The 18,856-nt window shown below is 61.9% G+C and carries 15 protein-coding genes and 1 pseudogene; 11 read left to right on the top strand and 5 right to left on the bottom strand.

Translation table 11 applies throughout. The annotated features are described in order from the left end of the window. Window positions 1–137 precede the first annotated feature (137 nt). Both L6D82_RS18515 and L6D82_RS18510 read left to right on the top strand, forming a co-directional pair. Window positions 138–1,088, top strand: a complete 951-nt coding sequence (locus tag L6D82_RS18515; protein ID WP_236190884.1) for a GlxA family transcriptional regulator — start codon at window positions 138–140, stop codon at window positions 1,086–1,088. A 90-nt stretch (window positions 1,089–1,178) separates the two neighbouring features. Continuing rightward, complete coding sequence (locus L6D82_RS18510; protein WP_236190882.1) at window positions 1,179–2,651, top strand: ATP-binding protein; 1,473 nt, start codon at window positions 1,179–1,181, stop codon at window positions 2,649–2,651. Here the strand turns inward: L6D82_RS18510 and L6D82_RS18505 are convergent. Continuing rightward, window positions 2,613–5,399 carry an ATP-binding protein gene (locus L6D82_RS18505; protein WP_236190880.1) on the bottom strand — a complete coding sequence of 929 codons (2,787 nt, stop codon included), beginning with the start codon at window positions 5,397–5,399 and terminating at the stop codon, window positions 2,613–2,615. The genes L6D82_RS18510 and L6D82_RS18505 overlap by 39 nt on opposite strands. A gap of 333 nt (window positions 5,400–5,732) precedes the next feature. Between L6D82_RS18505 and L6D82_RS18500 the strand changes: the two genes are divergently transcribed. After that, entirely contained in the window at window positions 5,733–6,302 is a 570-nt protein-coding gene (locus L6D82_RS18500) for a flavodoxin family protein (RefSeq protein WP_236190877.1), read from the top strand. A 7-nt stretch (window positions 6,303–6,309) separates the two neighbouring features. On the opposite strand, the gene L6D82_RS18495 is transcribed toward L6D82_RS18500, so the two are convergent. Next, window positions 6,310–6,711 carry a helix-turn-helix domain-containing protein gene (locus L6D82_RS18495; RefSeq protein ID WP_085747774.1) on the bottom strand — a complete coding sequence of 134 codons (402 nt, stop codon included), beginning with the start codon at window positions 6,709–6,711 and terminating at the stop codon, window positions 6,310–6,312. Window positions 6,712–6,959: 248 nt separating this feature from the next. Here L6D82_RS18495 and L6D82_RS18490 point away from each other — a divergent pair, with 248 nt between their 5' ends. The 7 genes from L6D82_RS18490 (at window position 6,960) to ycaC (ending at window position 14,469) form a co-directional block, all read left to right on the top strand. Then, complete coding sequence (locus L6D82_RS18490) at window positions 6,960–7,943, top strand: MBL fold metallo-hydrolase (protein WP_236190868.1); 984 nt, start codon at window positions 6,960–6,962, stop codon at window positions 7,941–7,943. Between the two features lie 45 nt (window positions 7,944–7,988). Beyond that, window positions 7,989–8,912 carry a LysR family transcriptional regulator gene (locus tag L6D82_RS18485; protein ID WP_007956084.1) on the top strand — a complete coding sequence of 308 codons (924 nt, stop codon included), beginning with the start codon at window positions 7,989–7,991 and terminating at the stop codon, window positions 8,910–8,912. 115 nt (window positions 8,913–9,027) lie between these two features. Continuing rightward, the gene (locus tag L6D82_RS18480; protein ID WP_236190866.1) at window positions 9,028–10,758 is read left to right on the top strand and encodes a hypothetical protein; all 1,731 of its coding nucleotides are present in this window, start codon (window positions 9,028–9,030) and stop codon (window positions 10,756–10,758) included. A 96-nt stretch (window positions 10,759–10,854) separates the two neighbouring features. After that, window positions 10,855–11,271 carry a DoxX family protein gene (locus tag L6D82_RS18475; RefSeq protein WP_085698570.1) on the top strand — a complete coding sequence of 139 codons (417 nt, stop codon included), beginning with the start codon at window positions 10,855–10,857 and terminating at the stop codon, window positions 11,269–11,271. Then, window positions 11,264–11,890, top strand: coding sequence for an antibiotic biosynthesis monooxygenase (locus tag L6D82_RS18470; protein WP_102688414.1), 627 nt, complete (start codon window positions 11,264–11,266; stop codon window positions 11,888–11,890). Before L6D82_RS18475 ends, L6D82_RS18470 begins: the two co-directional genes overlap by 8 nt. Window positions 11,891–11,935: 45 nt before the next feature. Next, window positions 11,936–13,774 carry an amidohydrolase gene (locus L6D82_RS18465; RefSeq protein WP_085747770.1) on the top strand — a complete coding sequence of 613 codons (1,839 nt, stop codon included), beginning with the start codon at window positions 11,936–11,938 and terminating at the stop codon, window positions 13,772–13,774. A 68-nt stretch (window positions 13,775–13,842) separates the two neighbouring features. Then, window positions 13,843–14,469 (top strand): isochorismate family cysteine hydrolase YcaC, encoded by a 627-nt coding sequence (gene ycaC / locus L6D82_RS18460; RefSeq protein WP_039771508.1) that lies wholly within the window; start codon window positions 13,843–13,845, stop codon window positions 14,467–14,469. A 281-nt stretch (window positions 14,470–14,750) separates the two neighbouring features. On the opposite strand, the gene L6D82_RS18455 is transcribed toward ycaC, so the two are convergent. After that, window positions 14,751–16,178, bottom strand: coding sequence for a mechanosensitive ion channel family protein (locus tag L6D82_RS18455; RefSeq protein ID WP_102688416.1), 1,428 nt, complete (start codon window positions 16,176–16,178; stop codon window positions 14,751–14,753). A gap of 63 nt (window positions 16,179–16,241) precedes the next feature. Beyond that, entirely contained in the window at window positions 16,242–17,258 is a 1,017-nt protein-coding gene (locus L6D82_RS18450) for an alpha/beta hydrolase (RefSeq protein WP_236190857.1), read from the bottom strand. 162 nt (window positions 17,259–17,420) lie between these two features. On the opposite strand from L6D82_RS18450, the gene L6D82_RS18445 reads away from it, so the two are divergent. Beyond that, window positions 17,421–18,320: a LysR family transcriptional regulator gene (locus L6D82_RS18445; protein WP_102688417.1), complete on the top strand. Its 900-nt coding sequence runs from the start codon at window positions 17,421–17,423 to the stop codon at window positions 18,318–18,320. Window positions 18,321–18,468: 148 nt separating this feature from the next. Here L6D82_RS18445 and L6D82_RS18440 read toward each other — a convergent pair. Beyond that, window positions 18,469–18,856 (bottom strand): annotated as a pseudogene (locus L6D82_RS18440) (hypothetical protein); the annotation flags it as partial.

Raw genomic sequence — 18,856 nt, 5'->3', positions numbered from 1 at the left:
TAGATGAAAATTGAAATACTGTCCCGTATGAGTTGACAGTTGTGAGTACTGGATCACGCATTCTTTTCCAACGTTTCCACCGTATCTGGCCATAATGCGCAGACTTATGATTCCACATGGATTTTGGTGATACCCCCATGAAGACCGTGGCAATGGTGCTGTTTCCGGATTTTCTGCTGCTCGACATGGCTGGGCCGCTGGAAGTCTTTTCGGTTGCCAACCGCTACCTGAAACCGCAAGACCACTATCACCTGACCACCCTGGGCACCGAGCGCGGGCCGTTGCGTGCGTCCAATGGTGTGCTCGTGCACACCGATCGGCATATCGACGAAGCCGATGAGCGCTACGACTTGCTGCTGGTGCCGGGTGGCCCTGGCGCCTACAACGAAAAACACCCGCCGTTGCTCGACTGGCTGCAGGGCGCGGTGACGCGCGCCGGGCAATATGGCTCAATCTGTACAGGCGCCTTCGTGCTGGGTCACGCCGGTTTGCTCGACGGCTATCGTGTGACCACTCACTGGAATTACACCGAACGCCTGATCAAGGGCTTTCCGAAGGCAAACGTCGCGACCGACCAGATTTTTATTGAGGATCGCAACCTGATCACCTCCGGGGGCGTCACGGCCGGGATCGATATGGCGTTGGCGGTGGTCGCCCGCGATCATGGCAAAAAGATTGCCCAGGACGTGGCCAAAGTGCTGCTAGTGGTGATGAAACGTCAGGGCGGGCAAGCGCAGTTCAGTCCGCTGATGGCCGCGGTGGCCCCCCAGGAAACGCCGATCACCCGGGTGCAGAACCATGTGCTGGAGCATCTTGAGGAAGCCTTCACCGTCGAGCGCATGGCAAGTCTTGCGAACATGAGTGCACGACACTTCGCTCGGTTATTCGCCCGCGAGGTCAATATGACACCCATGGAATTCCTGCAAAGTGCGCGCATCGATTGCGCGCGAAATCTGCTGGAGACCAGCGATCTGCCATTGAAAACCGTGGCCTACAAAAGCGGTTTCGGCAGCGTGCGGCACATGCGTTTTCTGTTCGGCGAAAAGCTCGGGCTGACCCCGACGCAATATCGCGAACAGTTCAGCTAGAGCGGTTCTGTCCGTTACGGGCATCCGGATGTCCGTGCTGGACCCCGCGTGGTGGTTGTACCGTCATCGAGGCCTGCGAAGATAACGGACATGAACAGCCTCAACGAATTGAACTCGGCGTCGGTCCTGCGTTTCGGGCCGTACGCGTTCCATTTGCGCCAACGGCTGATCCTCGAAGGGGATCGGCAATTGCGCATGGGCGGTCGTGCGCTGGACATTCTGCAAGTGCTGGTCGAGCGCGCCGGACGGGTGGTCAGTAAAGAGCAACTGATTTCGCTGGTGTGGCCGACGTCGGTGGTCGAGGAGATCAACCTGCGAGTGCACATCGCCGCGTTGCGCCGGGCTCTCGGTGATGGTGAAAACGGTCAGCGCTACATCGTCAATGTGCCGCAATGCGGGTACAGCTTCGTGGCACCGGTGCAGGGCGACAGCGTCGCCCAAGTGGTGTTCGAAAGCCTGCAAGCACCCCAACACAACTTGCCCGCACGGCTGACGCCGGTCACCGGTCGTGATTCACTGGTCGGTGGTCTGGTCCGGCAACTGCCGTTGACCCGGCTCCTGACGGTGACGGGACCTGCCGGTGTCGGTAAGAGCACCGTGGCATTGCGTGCAGCGGAACTGCTGCTGCAGCATTTTCGTGACGGCGTGTGGCAGGTGGATCTGTCGCAGACCGACGAAGACACTTCGCTCCTCGATCACCTGCTGAAAACCCTCGATATCGACTTCCCCACCCTGGCCGCGCGCCACGCCTTGTTGGTGCTGGACAACTGCGAGCATCTGCACGAAGCCTGTCGGCACCTGCTGCAAAAACTGCTCGACGCCGCGCCTCGTCTGTCGATCCTGGCCACCAGCCGCGAACCGTTGCGTCTCGGTCTGGAAGTCCTCCAGCCGCTGCCGCCCCTGACCCTTCCCAAAGCCTCGGCCCTCAACAGTGTCGCCGAGGTCATGGGCTATTCGGCGGTGCAGCTGTTTGTCAGTCGTGCCCGTGCGCGTCAACACGGCTTCAGTCTGCGTGAGCAGGATCTGGAAACGGTGCGCGATATCTGTCGGCGGCTCGACGGTCTGCCATTGGCGATCGAACTCGCGGCGGCGCAGATCGATGCGCTGGCGCTGGTCGGCCTTCAGACCCAACTGGATCAAGGCCTGCAAGTTCTGAGTCACGGTCGCCGCACCGCCGTGCCACGCCACCAGTCGATGAAGGCTGCGCTGGACTGGAGCTATCAGCGCTTGAGCGAGCAGGAACAACGCGTGCTGCAACGCTTGTCGGTGTTCAAGATGGCATTCACCCTGGATGCCGCCATCGGCGTGATCAGTTGCGCGCAATTGCCACCCTCGACACTGGTGGCAGTGGTCGAGCAGCTGGCGGCCAAGTCGTTGCTGACCACAGATCGGTCCAGCGGGACGCTGCGCTATCGAATGTTCAACACCACGCGCCGCTACGCCCGCGAACAGCTGGAGCAGGGCGGCGAACTGAGTGATGTCGAGCGTCGGCACGCGCGCTACCTGGGTCGCACCCGGCCAGCTTCAAGCGGCCGACTGACCGCGCAGTTCGTCGAGCAGTAAACGCACTTTGCGCAAATCCGGGGTGGCATAGCCTTCGGTGAAGCGCTGGTAGATCGGTGTCAGCAATTCGAGTGCCTCACGGTAGCGCGACTGACGCTGCCACAACTGCGCCAGCGACGTCGCGCTGCGCAGTTCCCAGGCCAGCGCGCCTTGCGTCCGTGCAATCTCGAGCGATTGCTGCAAGGCGCTTTCGACCGTGTGATGGCAGGGCGAATCAGCCGCCAGCAATCGCTCGGCCCGGGCCCGCAAGATCTCTGCCGTGCTCCAGCCGGCTGCGCCACTTTGTGCTCGTTCGAGCAACGCATCATCAACGAAACCCGGATCCAGCGTGACCATGATTTCCCTGACCAGACCGCTGTCGGCGGGCGGGATGGCGGGGGCCTTGTCGGCGTCGATTACTTGCGCGTAGTGCCGCGCCCACGTGTAGAACAGCAGCACCGAATGCTTCTGCGCCTGTTCGAGCAACAGTTGCAGCAGTGCGCGGGCGTTCTGTACGTCGCCGTTGTAATGGGCGATCAGGCACGAGGCGAGTGCCAGGGTGTAGCAGATCGAAGTGCCGTGGTTGATCTGCACCGCGATGTCCAGCGCCTGCCGCGCCGTGCGCCAGGCCTGCTCGGGAAAACCTTGCAACCACAACACCCGGGCGAGGACGGTCAGCGAAGCGACGCTCTGGTCGTATTGCACGCCGAAACCGTGAGTGAAACGGTTGAGGTGGCCGCTGTGGGCCATGCGCTGAATGACCTGTTCGGCGTGGATTCGCGCCTGATGCTGATCGCCGGCGTAATGCAGCGCGAGTACCCGCAAGCGATGGGTACTCAGGGACAACTGCGCATCGCCGTGCACACCGAGGCTTTCGAATTGCTCGCTCTGCTCCAGCGCCATCTGGTAATGCCCGCAACTGAGGTTGACCGCCATGTGTCCCGACACTGCGCGCAACTGGCCGGCCATGTCGTCGTGCCGTTGCGCCAATTGGCGAGCGCTGACGAAGGCTTCGATGGTTTCCGGTGTGCCACCCCAGGTGTGGTAACAGGCGCTGCCCAAGGCCAGTTTCAAGGCGATTTCCAGTCGCGGGCAGGGCTCGTCGGATGACGCCAGCAATGCGAGTGCCCGACGCACATGCACGCCGTACTCCTTGAGCAGGGACAACTCCTGCCACAACGGCGCCGACGTCGCCGTCAGTCGAACGCCGAGCGCGCGCGAGCCTTCATCGTTCAGCGTCCACTCAAGCGCCGCCCGCAGGTCTTCGAGGCCACGGGCGTAGCGCTCGATCCAGACTTCGGTCGCCGTGTTTTCCCAATCGGCCTGGGCCTGATGCATCAGCGCCAGGCTGCGTTCGGCATGACGCTCGCGGGTTTCGCCGAGTTCGTCAGCCTGATCGAGTTTTTCCAATGCATAGCGGCGGGTGGTGTCGAGCAGGCGATAGAACACTTCTTCATCGCCGACCTCGACGTTGAGCAGCGACTTGGCGACCAGTTGCGTGATCGACGCAAACACTTCGTTCGACTCGATGTGCTGACCGACGATAACCGCCGCCGCCGATTCCAGCGTGAACGCGCCACGAAACACACCCAGTCGGCGCAGGCCGGTCTGTTCGCAGCTGTTGAGCAGATTGAAACTCCAGTCCAGCGTAGCGCGCAGGGTTTCGTGCCGACCGAGGCGCGTCTGATTGCCTGCCGGCAAACGCCCCTGAAGCTGACTCAGCAAACCGTCCAGCCCGAGGCCCGCCACCTGCGCGGCGGCCAGTTCAAGCGCCAGTGGGATGCCATCGAGCCGTCGACAGATGTCGATGATCAAGGGCAGATCAGCGTTACCCGGCTCAAAGTGTTCGTGGGCCGCCATTGCCCGTTCGACGAACAGTTGCAGCGCAGAAAATCCCATCGCCTGATCGCGGTCGAGTACTGCAATCGGCGGCGGGCAATCGAGGGATTCCAGACGCTGAACGTACTCGCCCTCGGCGCGCAGGCTTTCGCGGCTGGTGGCCAGAATATGCACCTGCGGCGCGCCACGCAGAATGCTTTCACTCAGCAATGCCACGGCGTCGATCAAGTGCTCGCAGTTATCGATCACCAGCAGCATCTGCCGCTCGCGCAGGCTGTTGATCAGGCAAGCCATCGGTTCACTGGCATGCAGCGAAAGGTCCAGCAGGGCGGCGAGGTGCGAGAAGATTGAGCCGGGATCGTTGAGCGGTGCCAGATCCAGCAGCCGAATACCGTCGCGATAACGGCCGATCAGTTGCTCGGCGACGCGCAGGGCAACGGTGGTCTTGCCGATGCCGCCGGGGCCGACCAGGGTGATGCAGCGCTGGCGCGGCAGTTGTGTCATCAGGCTGTCGACCACCGACTGGCGACCGATCATCCGCGTGCGCCGCAATGGCAGGTTATGCCGGCCAAGGTTGGCGGCGGCGGGGCGTTGTTCGATGGATTGCAGCACGACCGGCGCGACGAAACTGTAACCGCGCTGCGCCACCGTGACGATGTAGCGCTGCCCGGCCTGACCGTCGCCGAGGGCCTTGCGCAGAGCGGCCATGTGTACCCGCAGATTGATGTCTTCCACCACGCTGTCCGGCCAGACCCCGGCGATCAGCTGCTGCTTGCTCACCACCTCACCGGCGTTGGCCAGCAGGATCAGCAGAATGTCCATGGCGCGACGGCCCAGGCGCAAAGGCTGGTCGCCTTCAAGCACCAGCCGCTGGCCGGGGTGGATCCGATAGGGGCCGAAACCGATGGCCTGATTCGGGGAAAGACTCAACCGCTCACTCCTTCGACGTTTTTTATGATCCTGGTCCGCCTCGGTGAAGAGTCCGTGACGGGCAGGGCGGAGATCGACTCGAGGGTCACGCAAGCCGTCTAATCCGCAGTATCCGGGCATATTCCTCAGGATTTGTCGCCAGTGCAACGTGCGCGCAACGCACGCGCCCCGGCATCGCTCGGCATCCAGTGCCGTCACCACTGTATTTAAAGGCCGGAACCTGTGCCGGCTCACCCGACAGCCGGGAAAAATTAACAACGATTAACTCGTCCGCGCCCGCTTCAAAGCCAAAACTCCGGGGCAATGGAATGCATACGTCCGGAGGACGCTGCGATGAGCAAGGTAGTGGTGGTCTATCACAGTGGCTACGGGCACACCCGCGTCATTGCGCAGGCAGTGGCCCAAGGTGTGGAGCGCCACGTGGGCAGCACTTGCCTGTTGCTGGCGGTGGAAGACGTGGAAGCCCACTGGGATGACCTGCACCGCGCCGACGCCATCATCTTCGGTGCACCGACCTACATGGGCAGCGCCTCGGCGGCGTTCAAGCAGTTCATGGAGGCCACGGCCCCGTTCTACCTCGCCCGGCCGTGGCGCGACAAACTCGCGGCGGGCTTCACCAATTCCGGCAGCCTGTGTGGCGACAAACTCAATACCTTGCTGCAAATGGCGGTGTTCGCCGCTCAGCATTCGATGATCTGGGTCGGGCTCGATCTGCTGCCGGCGCGTGCGTGCGGAGGTGTGTTCGATGGCCAGTTGAATCGCCTCGGCAGCTCCCTCGGCGCGATGTCTCAATCCTGCGTCGAGCAACCGCCCGAACAGGCACCTCCTCTGGAAGACCAACAAACCGCCGCGCATCTGGGCGAGCGGGTGGCGCGACTGGCTCAGCGGATGGCTGGGGAGTGAAACCGCCTCAGCGGTTTTTCATGACCTGACAACGCCACGCAAACGGATTGATGCCTTCGCTGCGGGTGAAGATGTGGCAGAAGTGCGCCTGATCGCAGAAGCCGCATTCCAGGCTGATTTGCGTGAGGCTGTGGTTGGTCTGCTGGATCAACAGCTTGGCCCGGGCAATGCGCTGGGTGCGGATCCAGTCTTGCGGCGAGTACCCGGTGCTGCACTTGAACGCCCGGGAAAAATGGCTGCGTGACAGTGAGCAGGCGTTGGCCAGCTCGGTGACTTCAAGGCTGTCGCCGAGGCGTTCGAGGATCAGTTGTTTCACCAGCCGCTCGCGCTGCGGGCTGAGGCCGCCGGTGCTGGTCTTGCGGGGTTCGCTGGCAGGGGCGCGGGCGACGGTTTGCTGTAAGTGAGCCATGGCCAAGGTCCGTGTCGGTGGGGAACGCACGGTCAGCGCTTTCCCTCAGGTCAATAAAACAACGCTGCGCAGAGGGATTCATTGTTTGGCGAGGGGCGAAGGCTGACGAGTTAAACGTTGTTAATTCCACCGTCGGCTGCAACTCAGCACACCGCTGCAAGTCCCCATGACGGGAACCGGGCAGGATGGCGACGATTGGGGGCGGGCCATAAGGGGCCGCAGAATCGGGCTCGGGCGAGAGGATGCATATGAAAGGTTTGTTCAACGGCGTAATCGGCGTGGCGTTGGTCGGTGTGATGTCGACCGCCATGGCGCAGGCACCGCAGGTCGGCACACAGGCGCCGGGTTATTTCCGGCTGGCGCTGGGCGATTACGAAGTGACAGCGCTGTTCGACGGCTACAACGATTTGTCGCCGAAGCTGCTGCAGGGCATGAGCCAGAGCCAGATTCGCGCCTTGCTGGCCCGCCGCTCGATTGAAACGCCGGGCGTGCAGACCGCGTTCAATGCGTTCCTGGTCAACACCGGCAAACAACTGATTCTGGTGGATACCGGCGCGGGCCAGTGCATCGGCGCCACTGCCGGCCAGCTCTCGGCGAATATGCAGGCAGCGGGCTACAAGCCGGAACAGGTCGACGCGATTCTGCTGACTCACCTGCACCTGGATCACGTCTGTGGACTGGTCGACGGCCAGCAACAACCGATCTTCGCCAATGCGACGGTTTACGCCGCCAAGGCCGAAGCCGATTACTGGCTCGATCCGCAGGCCGAGGCGAAGGCGCCAGCCGGTGCCCGGGAGTTTTTCAAGATCGCCCAGGATTCCACTGCGCCTTACGTGGCGGCCGGGCGCTTCAAGACATTCGCAGAGGGCCAGTCGCCTTTGCCGGGTGTGGTCGAAGCGACACTGGAAGCCGGGCACACGCCGGGCAGCACCACCTACCGTTTCACTTCGCAGAACCAGAGCATCGTGTTCATGGGCGACCTGGTGCACAACCTGGCTGTGCAGTTCGATCATCCGGAGGTGTCGATCCGCTTCGACGTCAACGGTCAGCAGGCGATCAAGAGTCGTAACGCTGTGTTCAGTGCAGCGGCGGCCAGCAAGACCTGGGTAACGGCTGCGCACTTGCCGTTCCCGGGCATCGGCCATATCACCGCGGTCGACAAACACTTCCAGTGGGTGCCGGTCGAATACGGTCCCTACAAACGCGCGGCCAAAGTACCGCTCATCGAGTAAAGTGCCCATCTTTCACGTCAGGCTCAAACAAGGAAAACGTGCTCCATGAACCGAAACGATCTGCGCCGCGTCGACATGAACCTGCTGGTGATTTTCGAGGCACTGATGTTCGAAAAGAACCTGACCCGCGTCGCCGAAAAACTGTTCATGGGCCAACCGGCGGTGAGCGCGGCGCTGGGCCGCTTGCGCGATCTGTTCGACGATCCGTTGTTGCTGCGCAATGGCCGGGGCATGGAACCGACGGCGCGGGCGCTGGCGATTCTTCGGGAACTGCAACCGGCGATGGACGTGATTTCCGGCGCGGTCAGCCGGGCCAAGGAATTCGATCCGGCGACCAGTTGCGACGTGTTCCGCATCGGTCTGTCGGATGACGCGGAGTTCGGCCTGTTCCCGCCGCTATTGCGCCAGTTGCAGGAAGAGGCGCCGGGGATCGTGGTCGTGGTGCGCCGCGCCAACTACCTGCTGATGCCGACGTTGCTGGCCTCCGGGGAAATCTCCGTCGGCGTGAGTTACACCACCGATCTGCCGGCCAACGCCAAGCGCAAGAAACTGCGCGACATTCCCTGCAAGGTCTTGCGCGGCGACAACCGGCCAGGCCCGCTGACCCTCGACGAATACTGCGAGCGACCCCATGCGATGGTGTCGTTCTCCGGCGATCTGAGCGGCAACATCGACGTGGACCTGGCCAAGGTCGGTCGCAGCCGCCGGGTGGTGCTTGGCGTTCCGCAATTCAGTGGCTTGCGCGCGCTGTTGGCGGGCACCGAGATGATCGCGACCGTGCCGGATTACGCGGCGTGTGCGTTGGTCGAAGGCTGTGCGTTGCGGGCTGAAGATCCGCCGTTTCCCATCGATGCGGCGCAACTGTCGATGGCGTGGAGCGGGGTGCATGACAACGACCCGGCGGAGAAATGGCTGCGGTCGCGGATCAGTCAGTTCATGTCGGTGACGCTGGATATTCCGGTGGTTTAAGCGTGCCGTTCGTCTGAATCAACCCGCAACCTGTTAGTTCTGACAGTGGTGCGTGCTCGTCTTCCCGTGTTTGATGGGCCAATGCCGAAGCGGCCAGCTATCAAGGGAAGTGAATATGGACACGCCGATTCCTGCGCTCACCCGTGACGATCTGCCACCACTGGCAATTGAAGAAAGTTCGAAGGGTTTCCTGGTGCCAGCGGCCGCCCGGTACAACCTGACGGTAACAATCGACTTCCCTTGGTTGCCAGGGGACTTTATTACGATCAAGGTGGCAGGAACTCCAGGTCCCGGTTCCTATACGTCGCCGCGAATCCCGATCGGCGGATTCAAACGCCCTTTTACGACCCACATTGACACCACATTGGTAGCATTTAATCTCGGGCTAACTGTCAGAGCCTTTTACACGCTTCACCGTGGCACTGAACCGTCTGTGGAATCACAAACTTTGCCGCTTTACATACCGCTCATCGACCAACTTGATCTGCCCCTGCCGGTGATCAAGGAGGCAAGCGACGAAGGTGAGGGCACTCACCTGGATGTGAGCGAACTGGCTGAGGTTACATTGCGTATCAGGTCATGGCTGCTGAGCAGGCGCGAGCAGTTCTTCTGGCTCCGGCTTACAGGTGTGAAGCCCGACGGCAGTGTCTGGGAGGCCTGGTATTGGAAAGCACCGGAGAATGTCGTCGGTAATGGATTCAGTCTGGGATATAAAGAGGAAAGAGTCCCTGCTGCACCGCTGCAAGGTCTGCAAAATGGCAGCGTGCTGACGATGAGATTCTGGGCCGGGCTGCAAAACAGTCCGGATCTTTCCGAGTCCCAGGCATTTGCCCATCGGAACTACATCGTCAAAACAGTTGCAACCAATACGCCCGGCATATCGTCGGTCACCGATGCCGAGGGTGAAATCCCCGATGGCGCAGACACCCGCTACACCAGCGTTACCCTGAGCGGTAGTGGTTTTGGCGCGATAGACGTCTTTGATGGTCAAACTTTTCTGGACACCGTAAACGCAGTGGGCGGTATCTGGACCTATTTGGCAAAGGCACTGACCGGAGGCCTGCATTCGTTCACGGTTCGTTTGGCAGATGGCAGCGGGGGAACGTCCAGTCCGAGGCGAATCAAGGTCGTCATTCAGAACCTCGAGGTGACGATTGCCGAGGCGCCCGATAATGGCAATGTTGATCCGTTGGCGGTAGAGATGAATCTGACGGCTGTCGTGAATTACGACATGCAGCCCAACGACCGGATCAGAGTCCGCTGGACTGCTGCGCCGGGGACTCCGGCGGCGGGCTCACACACCACCAATACCCTCACAGCCGGCCCCACGCGTCCCAGGAGAATCCCTTTGCCGCTAACGCTCGTGGCGTTCAGCCTGGGCAAGCGGGTCACGGTCAGCGCCGAATATGATCGCGGCACGGCTCAGCCCGTGCCTTTGGGGCCTATTCATCTGAATGTGGGGATGATCCCGGCGGACCGGTTCATTCCTCCCGTTTTTCTCGAGGCCAATGGTACGTCGGACCTGTTCTTGGCCAGCGTGCAGGGCGGCGCAACCTTGCGCTTTGGTGTATGGCCGCATATTGCGAGATTGCAGTCACTCTGGCTGGATCTGGAGGGCGAAGACATCAACGGTGCCCCCCATAATCTCGCGATGTGGACGGGCAACGTCACCGTCAACCAGAGCTGGGTCTTCAATAACGGTTACAGCGTCATTGTTTTGTTCAGTTACTTGAAGGATCTGCGCCCCGGCAGCACGTTGACCCTGCGTTTCAGGGTCAATCTGGACACCGTCGCGAATTCGTCAACGGCTCAGGCTTTTGTCCTGCGTCAGTACACGATTCGATAGAGCGGGCGATCAAGAGCAAAGAGAGCACACCCATCCAATTTCCCCCCCGATCAATCATTGCACTATTCCCTGCAATGATTGATCGGGGGTGGGCCCATGAACGCTGTACAACGCAATGACCAGGCGCAAAACCTCGGCCTGCTGTTCCTGCGGGTGACCGGCGGGTTGTTTCTGCTGTTCGTCCACGGCTTGCCCAAGCTGCTGGACTTCACCGCGCAGCTGCAACTGATCGAAGACCCGTTCCACCTCGGTGCCCACCTCACTTTGATTCTGGCGATCTTCGCCGAAGTCCTCTGCCCGCTGCTGATCGTCGCCGGGGTGCTGGCGCGTCTGGCGTGCTTGCCTATTCTCTTTGTGCTGCTGGTGGCGTTGCTGCTCGTGCATCCGCAATGGAGTGTGGCCGAAGGGCAATTCGGCTGGTTGCTGTTGATCCTCTTCACCACTGTTCTGATCGCCGGGCCGGGACGGCTGGCGCTCAATGTTCGTTTGCCCGGAGTGCTCCGTTATGCCTGATGCCCAGACCCTGAAAAAACCGGGACCCGAAGAAACCGTGACGCTGATCGTCAAGCACCGGGTCAAGGCCGGTTTTGAAGCGCCTTACGAAGCCTGGCTGCGCAATATCGTCAGCGTGGCGGGGCGCGAAGAAGGGCATCTGGGCGTGGACGTGATGCGCAGCCAGCAGGGCGGGCTCGCACTGTTCACCTGCGTGCTGCGTTATTGCTCGACCGAGGCGATGCAGCGCTGGCTCGATTCGCCGCAGCGTCAGAAGCTGATCGATGAAGCGGCGCCGATGCTAGCCGACGGCGACCAGACCGAAGTCAACGCAGCCAACGAATTCTGGTTCACGCCGACGGCCGAGGCCGGCTCACCGCCACCGCGCTGGAAGCAGGCCGTGGTCACGCTGCTGGTGATTCTGCCGCACACCTTGCTGGTGCCGCTGATCTGGGGGCCGTTGCTGCAACTCAATGCCTTTCTCTCCAACTACGTGGTCGCCACGTTCCTGATCACCCTGACCATCGTGGTGTCGGTGGTTTACGTGTTCATGCCGCCGGTGACCCGTCTGTTCGCGCCGTGGCTGGAAGCCGGTCAGTCACGCAAAAAAACCGAATCCAATGCCAATCCGCTGCGCTGAAGCGGCGGGTCCGGGCTCCGTTTCACTTATCTCGAAGGAACTGCGATGAACGCCGATCTGATTCTGTTCAATGGCCAATTTCATACGGTAGACCGCGAAAAACCCCTCGCCAGTGCCGTGGCGATCAAGGACGGCCGCTTTGTCGTCGTCGGTAACGATACGCAAGCCATGGCCCTGCGCGGCGCCGGTACGCAAGTGGTCGACCTCAAGGGCCGCTGCGTGATTCCCGGCCTCAACGACTCGCACTTGCACCTGATCCGTGGCGGCTTGAACTACAACCTCGAACTGCGCTGGGAAGGTGTGCCGTCGCTGGCCGATGCGCTGCGCATGCTCAAAGATCAGGCCGACCGCACGCCGACCCCGCAATGGGTGCGCGTGGTCGGTGGCTGGAACGAATTCCAGTTCGCCGAAAAACGCATGCCGACCCTCGAGGAAATCAACCAGGCAGCGCCGGACACCCCGGTGTTCATCCTGCACCTGTATGATCGTGCGTTGCTCAACCGCGCCGCGTTGCGCGTCGCCGGCTACACCCGCGACACGCCGAACCCGCCGGGCGGCGAGATCGTGCGCGATGCCAACGGCAACCCGACCGGCATGCTGGTGGCGCGGCCGAACGCGATGATCCTGTACTCGACGCTGGCCAAGGGGCCGAAGCTGCCGCTGGAATATCAGGTCAACTCGACCCGCCAATTCATGCGCGAACTCAATCGCCTCGGCCTGACCAGCGCCATCGATGCCGGCGGCGGTTTCCAGAACTATCCGGACGATTATCAGGTGATCGAACAACTGGCCAAAGACGACCAGTTGACCGTGCGCATCGCCTACAACCTGTTCACCCAGAAGCCGAAAGAAGAGCTGACCGATTTCCAGAACTGGACCGGCAGCGTCAAGTTGCATCAGGGCGATGACTTCCTGCGTCACAACGGCGCCGGCGAGATGCTGGTGTTCTCGGCAGCGGATTTCGAAGACTTCCTCGAACCGCGCCCGGACCTGCCGCAGACCATGGAACAGGAACTGGAGCCGGTGGTGCGTCACCTGGTCGAACAGCGCTGGCCGTTCCGTCTGCACGCCACCTACAACGAATCGATCAGCCGCATGCTGGATGTGTTCGAGAAGGTCAACCGCGACATTCCGTTCAACGGTTTGCCGTGGTTCTTCGACCACGCCGAAACCATCACTCCGCAGAACATCGAGCGGGTGAAAGCGCTGGGCGGCGGCATCGCGATTCAGGATCGCATGGCGTTCCAGGGTGAATACTTCGTCGACCGCTACGGCAAGCAAGCCGCCGAAGCCACGCCACCGATCAAGCGCATGCTCGCCGAAGGCGTGCCGGTCGGCGCGGGCACCGATGCCACGCGAGTATCGAGCTACAACCCGTGGACTTCGCTGTACTGGATGGTCAGCGGTCGCACCGTCGGCGGTCTGGCGCTGTACGAAGAAGGTTTGCCACGCACCACCGCGCTGGAGCTGTTCACCCATGGCAGCGCCTGGTTCTCGTCCGAGCAGGGCAAGAAGGGCCAGATCAAGGTCGGGCAACTGGCGGACCTGGCAGCGCTGAGCGCGGACTTCTTCCATGTCGAGGAAGAAGCGATCAAGTGGATCGAGTCGGTGCTGACCGTGGTCGGCGGCAAAATCGTTTATTCCGCCGGAGACTTCGAAGACCTCGGCCCACGTGCATTGCCGGTGCTGCCGGACTGGTCGCCGGTCGTGAAAGTCCCTGGCCACTGGCGTCCGAATTCGCCCTTGCAGGCCCAGGTTCATCAGTGCAGCGGCCCGTGCGCAGTGCATACCCACAGCCATGAAAAAGCGCGGATGTCGAATGCGCCGGTCAGCGACTTCGCCGGTTTCTGGGGCGCGTTCGGTTGCTCCTGCTTCGCGTTCTGATCCTTTTGAAAAGCGCCGCTCTGTGTGAGCGGCGCTCCCCGCAACAACCATCCATCGAGGAGTTTCACATGAGCAACGTTCCTTACAGCCGCCTGAACAAAGACGATGCCGTTGTACTGTTGGTCGACCACCAGACCGGTCTGATCTCGCTGGTACAGGATTTCTCGCCGAACGAGTTCAAGAACAACGTGCTGGCGCTGGGCGACATCGCCAAGTTCTTCAACCTGCCGACCATCCTCACCACCAGCTTCGATTCCGGCCCGAACGGCCCGATCGTGCCTGAGCTGAAAGAGCAATTCCCGGACGCACCGTTCATTGCCCGCCCTGGCCAGATCAACGCCTGGGACAACGAAGATTTCGTCAAGGCCATCAAGGCCACCGGCCGCAAGCAACTGATCATCGCCGGTGTGGTGACTGACGTGTGCGTAGCGTTCCCGACCCTGTCGGCCATCGCTGAAGGTTTTGAAGTGTTCGTGGTGACTGACGCTTCCGGCACTTTCAACACCACCGTGCAGCAGGCTGCCTGGGCGCGGATGTCGGCTGCCGGCGCGCACCTGTTGAACTGGTTTGCTGTGGCCTGCGAGCTGCAAGTCGACTGGCGCAACGATATGGAAGGCCTGGCGAATCTGCTGTCGCAGCGTCTGCCTAACTATCGCAACCTGATCAACAGCTATACCAAGTTCACGGCCCAGTAATTGGCTGAACAAAATGCCCGCTGAAGAGCGGGCATTTTTTTTGCGGTGTTGGTGAGTGTGTATTTTCACTTCGAAAACGAGCCCTCACCCCAGCCCTCTCCCGGAGGGAGAGGGAGCTGACCGAGTTGTTCTTTCGAGGTACATCGACCTGAAAAATCGAGTCGAACTCAGGTTTTGAAAAGCACCGAGATCGGCTCCCTTTCCCCCTCGCCCCCCTGGGGGAGAGGGCTGGGGTGAGGGGGTTGGATTTCGAAGTTAAAGAAGATTGAAAGCCCGGTGAATTATCGCTTCTGCAACCATCCCAAAAATCCACCCTTGCGAACCGGCACAGGCTTGGCCATCAACGCCAGCCGACTGTTCTGCTGCCGCACTGCCTGCAACTTGTTCAACGCCCGACCCACTTCACTGCGCTGTTCCATGCACTGGCGAGTCAGGTTCTTGTCGAGGCGATAAATGATCGAAGACGTCAGCGCGGTAAACGTCGCTTGCGAAGGCGTGTCCGCGAGGATGCTTTGCTCACCCATGACCTCACTCGGCCCCATGCGCCCGGCCTCGGTGAAGCCGTTGCCGTCCGGTACGCTGGCGCTGACCACGCCGGTGGCGATGACGAACAGGCTGTCCGGGACCTCCTCCAGATTGAGCACCACCTGCCCGGCGCTGTACTGCTGCGCGACCATCGATTCGGCGAGGCGATCGCGTTCCTCGTGGCTCAGCGAGCGGAAGATCTTCACTTCATCGAGCAGGGCGCGGGCGCGGGTCGACGGTTCGATCACGCCGTCCGGATGCCGCGAGATGCCGGCGGCTTCAAGATGGCGGTGGGCGAGGTCGAACAGTTGATTGCGCACGTCGCTTTTCTTGCCCAGTTCGGCGATGAAACCGCTGGCCACGTATTCCGACATTTCGTCGCCGGCCTCTTTCAACACGGCTTTCGGTGCAGGCGACAGCAACAGGCTGCTGCTGCCTTGCAGCGTGCGGTCGAGGGCATCGAGCACCCGGCGCGGGCGGATGTGGTTCGGCACCTTGATGCTGATCGACACGCCGTGCAGGTTGTTCGGGCGGCTGAGGTTGACGATCTTGGCCTTGGCCGCCACCGAGTTCGGCACCACGGCCAGGGTGCCGGTGCTGGTCAGCAGATGCGTGGCGCGCCAGTTGATGTCGAGCACCTTGCCTTCGACGCCGTCGATGACCACCAGATCATCCACCTGATACGGCTTGGTGGTGTTAAGCACGATGCCGGAAAACACGTCGGCCAAGGTGCTTTGCAGCGCGAGACCGATGACGATCGCCACCACGCCGGAAGTCGCGAGCAGGCCTTTGACTGGCAGATCCAGCACATAACCGGCCGCCGCGACGATGGCCGCCAGAAACACCAGCGCTCCGATCACGTCCTGCAACAGCCGGCCGCTGTGGCCGATGCGGCGCATCAGGATCAAGCCGATGACTTCGGTCAGCACCCGCGCCGCGTACAGCCACCAGAGAATCCCCAGCGCTGTCGCCCCGAGTTGCGCCACCGGGTCATCGGCGAACAACGGCGCCTGCAACGGGCTGACACCGGCGTTGATGGCCAGTGCGTTGAAGCCCAGAAACAGCACCAGTCGCACAGCGACCCGTTGCGCACGATGCTTGAACGGCACGAGATGCCAGAGCAAGGTGTCGAGCACCAGCAGCAGGGCGCTCCAGGACAGCAGGTGGGCAGAAAAAAGGCTCATGAGGTGAACTCCGGCGGGCACAAAAGAAAACGCCACACCCGAAGGTGTGGCGAGGAGTTGCACTCAGTTCAGATGGGTCTTGAGTTCCGCTGCGGCCTGGCGCACGGCGGCTTTCACTTCAGGAATCCCGTTCAGCGGGTTGAGCAGGCCGAAGTCGTGAATCATCCCGTTGTAACGCACCGAGGTCACCGCTACACCGGCCGCGTCGAGGTGGCGGGCGTAGCCTTCGCCTTCGTCACGCAGCACGTCGAACTCGGCGGTCTGCACCAGCGCGGCGGGTAGGCCCTTGAGCTGTTCGGCGCTGGCGTTGAGCGGCGAGGCATGGATCTGCGCACGCTCGGCCGGGTTGGTGGTGTAGTTGTCCCAGAACCACTGCATCATGCCCTTGGTCAGGAAATGGCCCTCGGCGAATTGCTGGTACGAGCCGTTATCAAACCCGGCGTTGGTCACCGGCCACATCAGCAACTGGAAGCGCAGGGCCGGGGTTTTCTGTTCCTTGGCCATCAGCGCCACGACTGCCGCCATGTTGCCGCCGACGCTGTTGCCGGCCACCGCCAGACGCTTGCCGTCGACTCCGATGTCCTTGCCGTGCTCGGCCACCCATTTGGTTGCCGCGTAAGCCTGATTGATCGCGGTCGGGTACTGCGCTTCCGGCGACGGCGTGTAGTCGACGTACACCGCGACCGCGCCGGAACCCACCACCAGATCACGGATCAAGCGTTGGTGCGTCGGGAAGTCGCCCAGCACCCAGCCGCCACCGTGGAAGAACATGAACACCGGCAACTCGCCCTTGACCTTGGCCGGACGCACCACTTTCAGGTTGATCGTCTGGCCGTCGACCTTGATCGCCTTGTCGCTGACTTCAACGCCGGACAGGTCAACCTTCACCGAAGCCTGGGCGCCGGTCAGCACCGCACGGGCGTCTTTCGGGCTCAGTTGCTCGAGCGGTTTTCCACCGCCGGCGGCGAGGGCGTCGAGGAAGGCCTGGGTGTAGTGTTCGACGCCAGTGCTTTCGGCGGCGAAGGCGTTGCCGATGGACAGGGCGAGGAGGGAAGCGGCGAGGGTTTTCTTGATGTTCATGTGCAATTCCTTTTTAAGTCGTTTGAGTTTTTGTATGCCTTGGGATCGGGCTGCTGTGGCGCTGGGCTTCAGGCCTCAGCAACACCGTGAGCACAGATTAATGAGGTGCCGGAAAGTGAAAAAGCGGCTATAAAGCGTTTAACTGTCAACCAGAGAGTGACAATGAACCCGTTCGAAGACATGCGTATTTTTTGCCAGGTGATGGACTCCGGCAGCTTCACGGCGGCGGCCGATCAATTGGGCTTGTCCAAGCAGTTCGTCAGCCGTCGCCTGATGCAGTTGGAGGAACGCCTGGGCGTGCGATTGCTCAACCGTTCGACCCGGCGCCTGGACGTGACGCCGCTGGGCCAGAGCTATTACGAGTCGGCGCTGCGTTTGCTCGGTGAAGTGGAGTCGGTGGAGCAGGGCATCGCCGGGCAGACTGCTGAGCCGCGCGGGGCGATTCGCGTGAGTGCGCCGCTGTCGTTCGCGCTGGCGCATCTGGGCTGCTTGCTGCCGCCGTTTCTGCAGCGTTATCGCGAGGTCACGGTGGAGGTGGACTTGAGCGACCGGCCGGTGGATCTGCTGGGCGAGGGTTACGACCTGGCGCTGCGCATTGGCGTACTGGAGGACTCGACCCTGATCGCCCGACGCATCGCGTCAATCGAGCGAGTGTATTGCGCCAGTCCGGCGTATCTGGCCGAACGCGGTACGCCGGTCAGACCGGAAGATCTGCTGGGCCACGACTGTCTGCCTTACGGCCACGGGCGTTCGGTGCAGTGGCGGTTCAACGCGGGGCAGGGCAAGCCGCTGCTGGTGAATGTCACCGGGCGGATGCGCGTCAACAACGGTGAGTTGCTGCGGGATGCGGCGGTGGCGGGGATGGGGATTACCTATCTGCCGACGTTCATTGTCGGCGCGGCGCTGAAGGATGGGCGGCTGGTGCCGGTGCTGGATGAGTTTCGGCCGGAACCGCTGACGTTGTCGGCGGTGTATCCGCAGCATCGCCAGGCGTCGCGGCCGGTGCAGGCGTTGATCGAGTTTTTGCGGGAGCGGCTGGATCAGAATCATGTCGCTCTCTAGGTTTTGCGGTGAGCTGGTGGGCGCCGATGAGCCCTGTGGGAGTCGGGCTTGCCGCGATAGCGGTGGGTCAGTTAGTAATGCTTTAACTGACCAGGCCTCATCGCTGGCAAGCCAGCTCCCACAGGGATTGCGGTGTTTTCAGTTCGGGTCAGTTGGCGCGCTTGTCATCGCCAGGCTCGCCGCCGACGTGAACACCGCGATCATCACCGGGTTCGCCCGCGGCATGCAGGCCTCGGTCATCACCGATTTCGCCGGCACGATGTACGCCATGGTCGTCACCGATTTCACCAGCGCGATGTACACCGTGGTCATCGCCGACCTCTCCGGACCGATGCACACCATGGTCGTCGCCGGGTTCAGAATGCGTGCCGCTGCGACCGGATGACGCCGTGTTGCCGGAGTGGCCCGAGCCGTGGTCACTGCCGCTGTGGCCACTGTTGCCACCGCCGCCACTGCCACTGTTGCCGCCACTGCCGCTGCCGCCGTGACCACCACCATTGCCACCGCTGCCGCCGCCACCTCCATTACCGCCGCCA

Origin of the sequence: Pseudomonas paraglycinae, assembly GCF_021601625.1 — a bacterium.
Taxonomy (GTDB): Bacteria; Pseudomonadota; Gammaproteobacteria; order Pseudomonadales; family Pseudomonadaceae; genus Aquipseudomonas; species Aquipseudomonas paraglycinae.
This window is presented reverse-complemented; position numbering and strand designations above follow the sequence as displayed.

Coding starts and splice junctions, on each gene's coding strand:
- L6D82_RS18495 (WP_085747774.1), bottom strand. CDS start 6,711: ATGGCTCACTTACAGCAAACCGTCGCCCGCGCCCCTGCCAGCGAACCC.
- L6D82_RS18500 (WP_236190877.1), top strand. CDS start 5,733: ATGAGCAAGGTAGTGGTGGTCTATCACAGTGGCTACGGGCACACCCGC.
- ycaC (WP_039771508.1), top strand. CDS start 13,843: ATGAGCAACGTTCCTTACAGCCGCCTGAACAAAGACGATGCCGTTGTA.
- L6D82_RS18450 (WP_236190857.1), bottom strand. CDS start 17,258: ATGAACATCAAGAAAACCCTCGCCGCTTCCCTCCTCGCCCTGTCCATC.
- L6D82_RS18490 (WP_236190868.1), top strand. CDS start 6,960: ATGAAAGGTTTGTTCAACGGCGTAATCGGCGTGGCGTTGGTCGGTGTG.
- L6D82_RS18475 (WP_085698570.1), top strand. CDS start 10,855: ATGAACGCTGTACAACGCAATGACCAGGCGCAAAACCTCGGCCTGCTG.
- L6D82_RS18445 (WP_102688417.1), top strand. CDS start 17,421: ATGAACCCGTTCGAAGACATGCGTATTTTTTGCCAGGTGATGGACTCC.
- L6D82_RS18470 (WP_102688414.1), top strand. CDS start 11,264: ATGCCTGATGCCCAGACCCTGAAAAAACCGGGACCCGAAGAAACCGTG.
- L6D82_RS18480 (WP_236190866.1), top strand. CDS start 9,028: ATGGACACGCCGATTCCTGCGCTCACCCGTGACGATCTGCCACCACTG.
- L6D82_RS18485 (WP_007956084.1), top strand. CDS start 7,989: ATGAACCGAAACGATCTGCGCCGCGTCGACATGAACCTGCTGGTGATT.
- L6D82_RS18510 (WP_236190882.1), top strand. CDS start 1,179: ATGAACAGCCTCAACGAATTGAACTCGGCGTCGGTCCTGCGTTTCGGG.
- L6D82_RS18465 (WP_085747770.1), top strand. CDS start 11,936: ATGAACGCCGATCTGATTCTGTTCAATGGCCAATTTCATACGGTAGAC.
- L6D82_RS18515 (WP_236190884.1), top strand. CDS start 138: ATGAAGACCGTGGCAATGGTGCTGTTTCCGGATTTTCTGCTGCTCGAC.
- L6D82_RS18455 (WP_102688416.1), bottom strand. CDS start 16,178: ATGAGCCTTTTTTCTGCCCACCTGCTGTCCTGGAGCGCCCTGCTGCTG.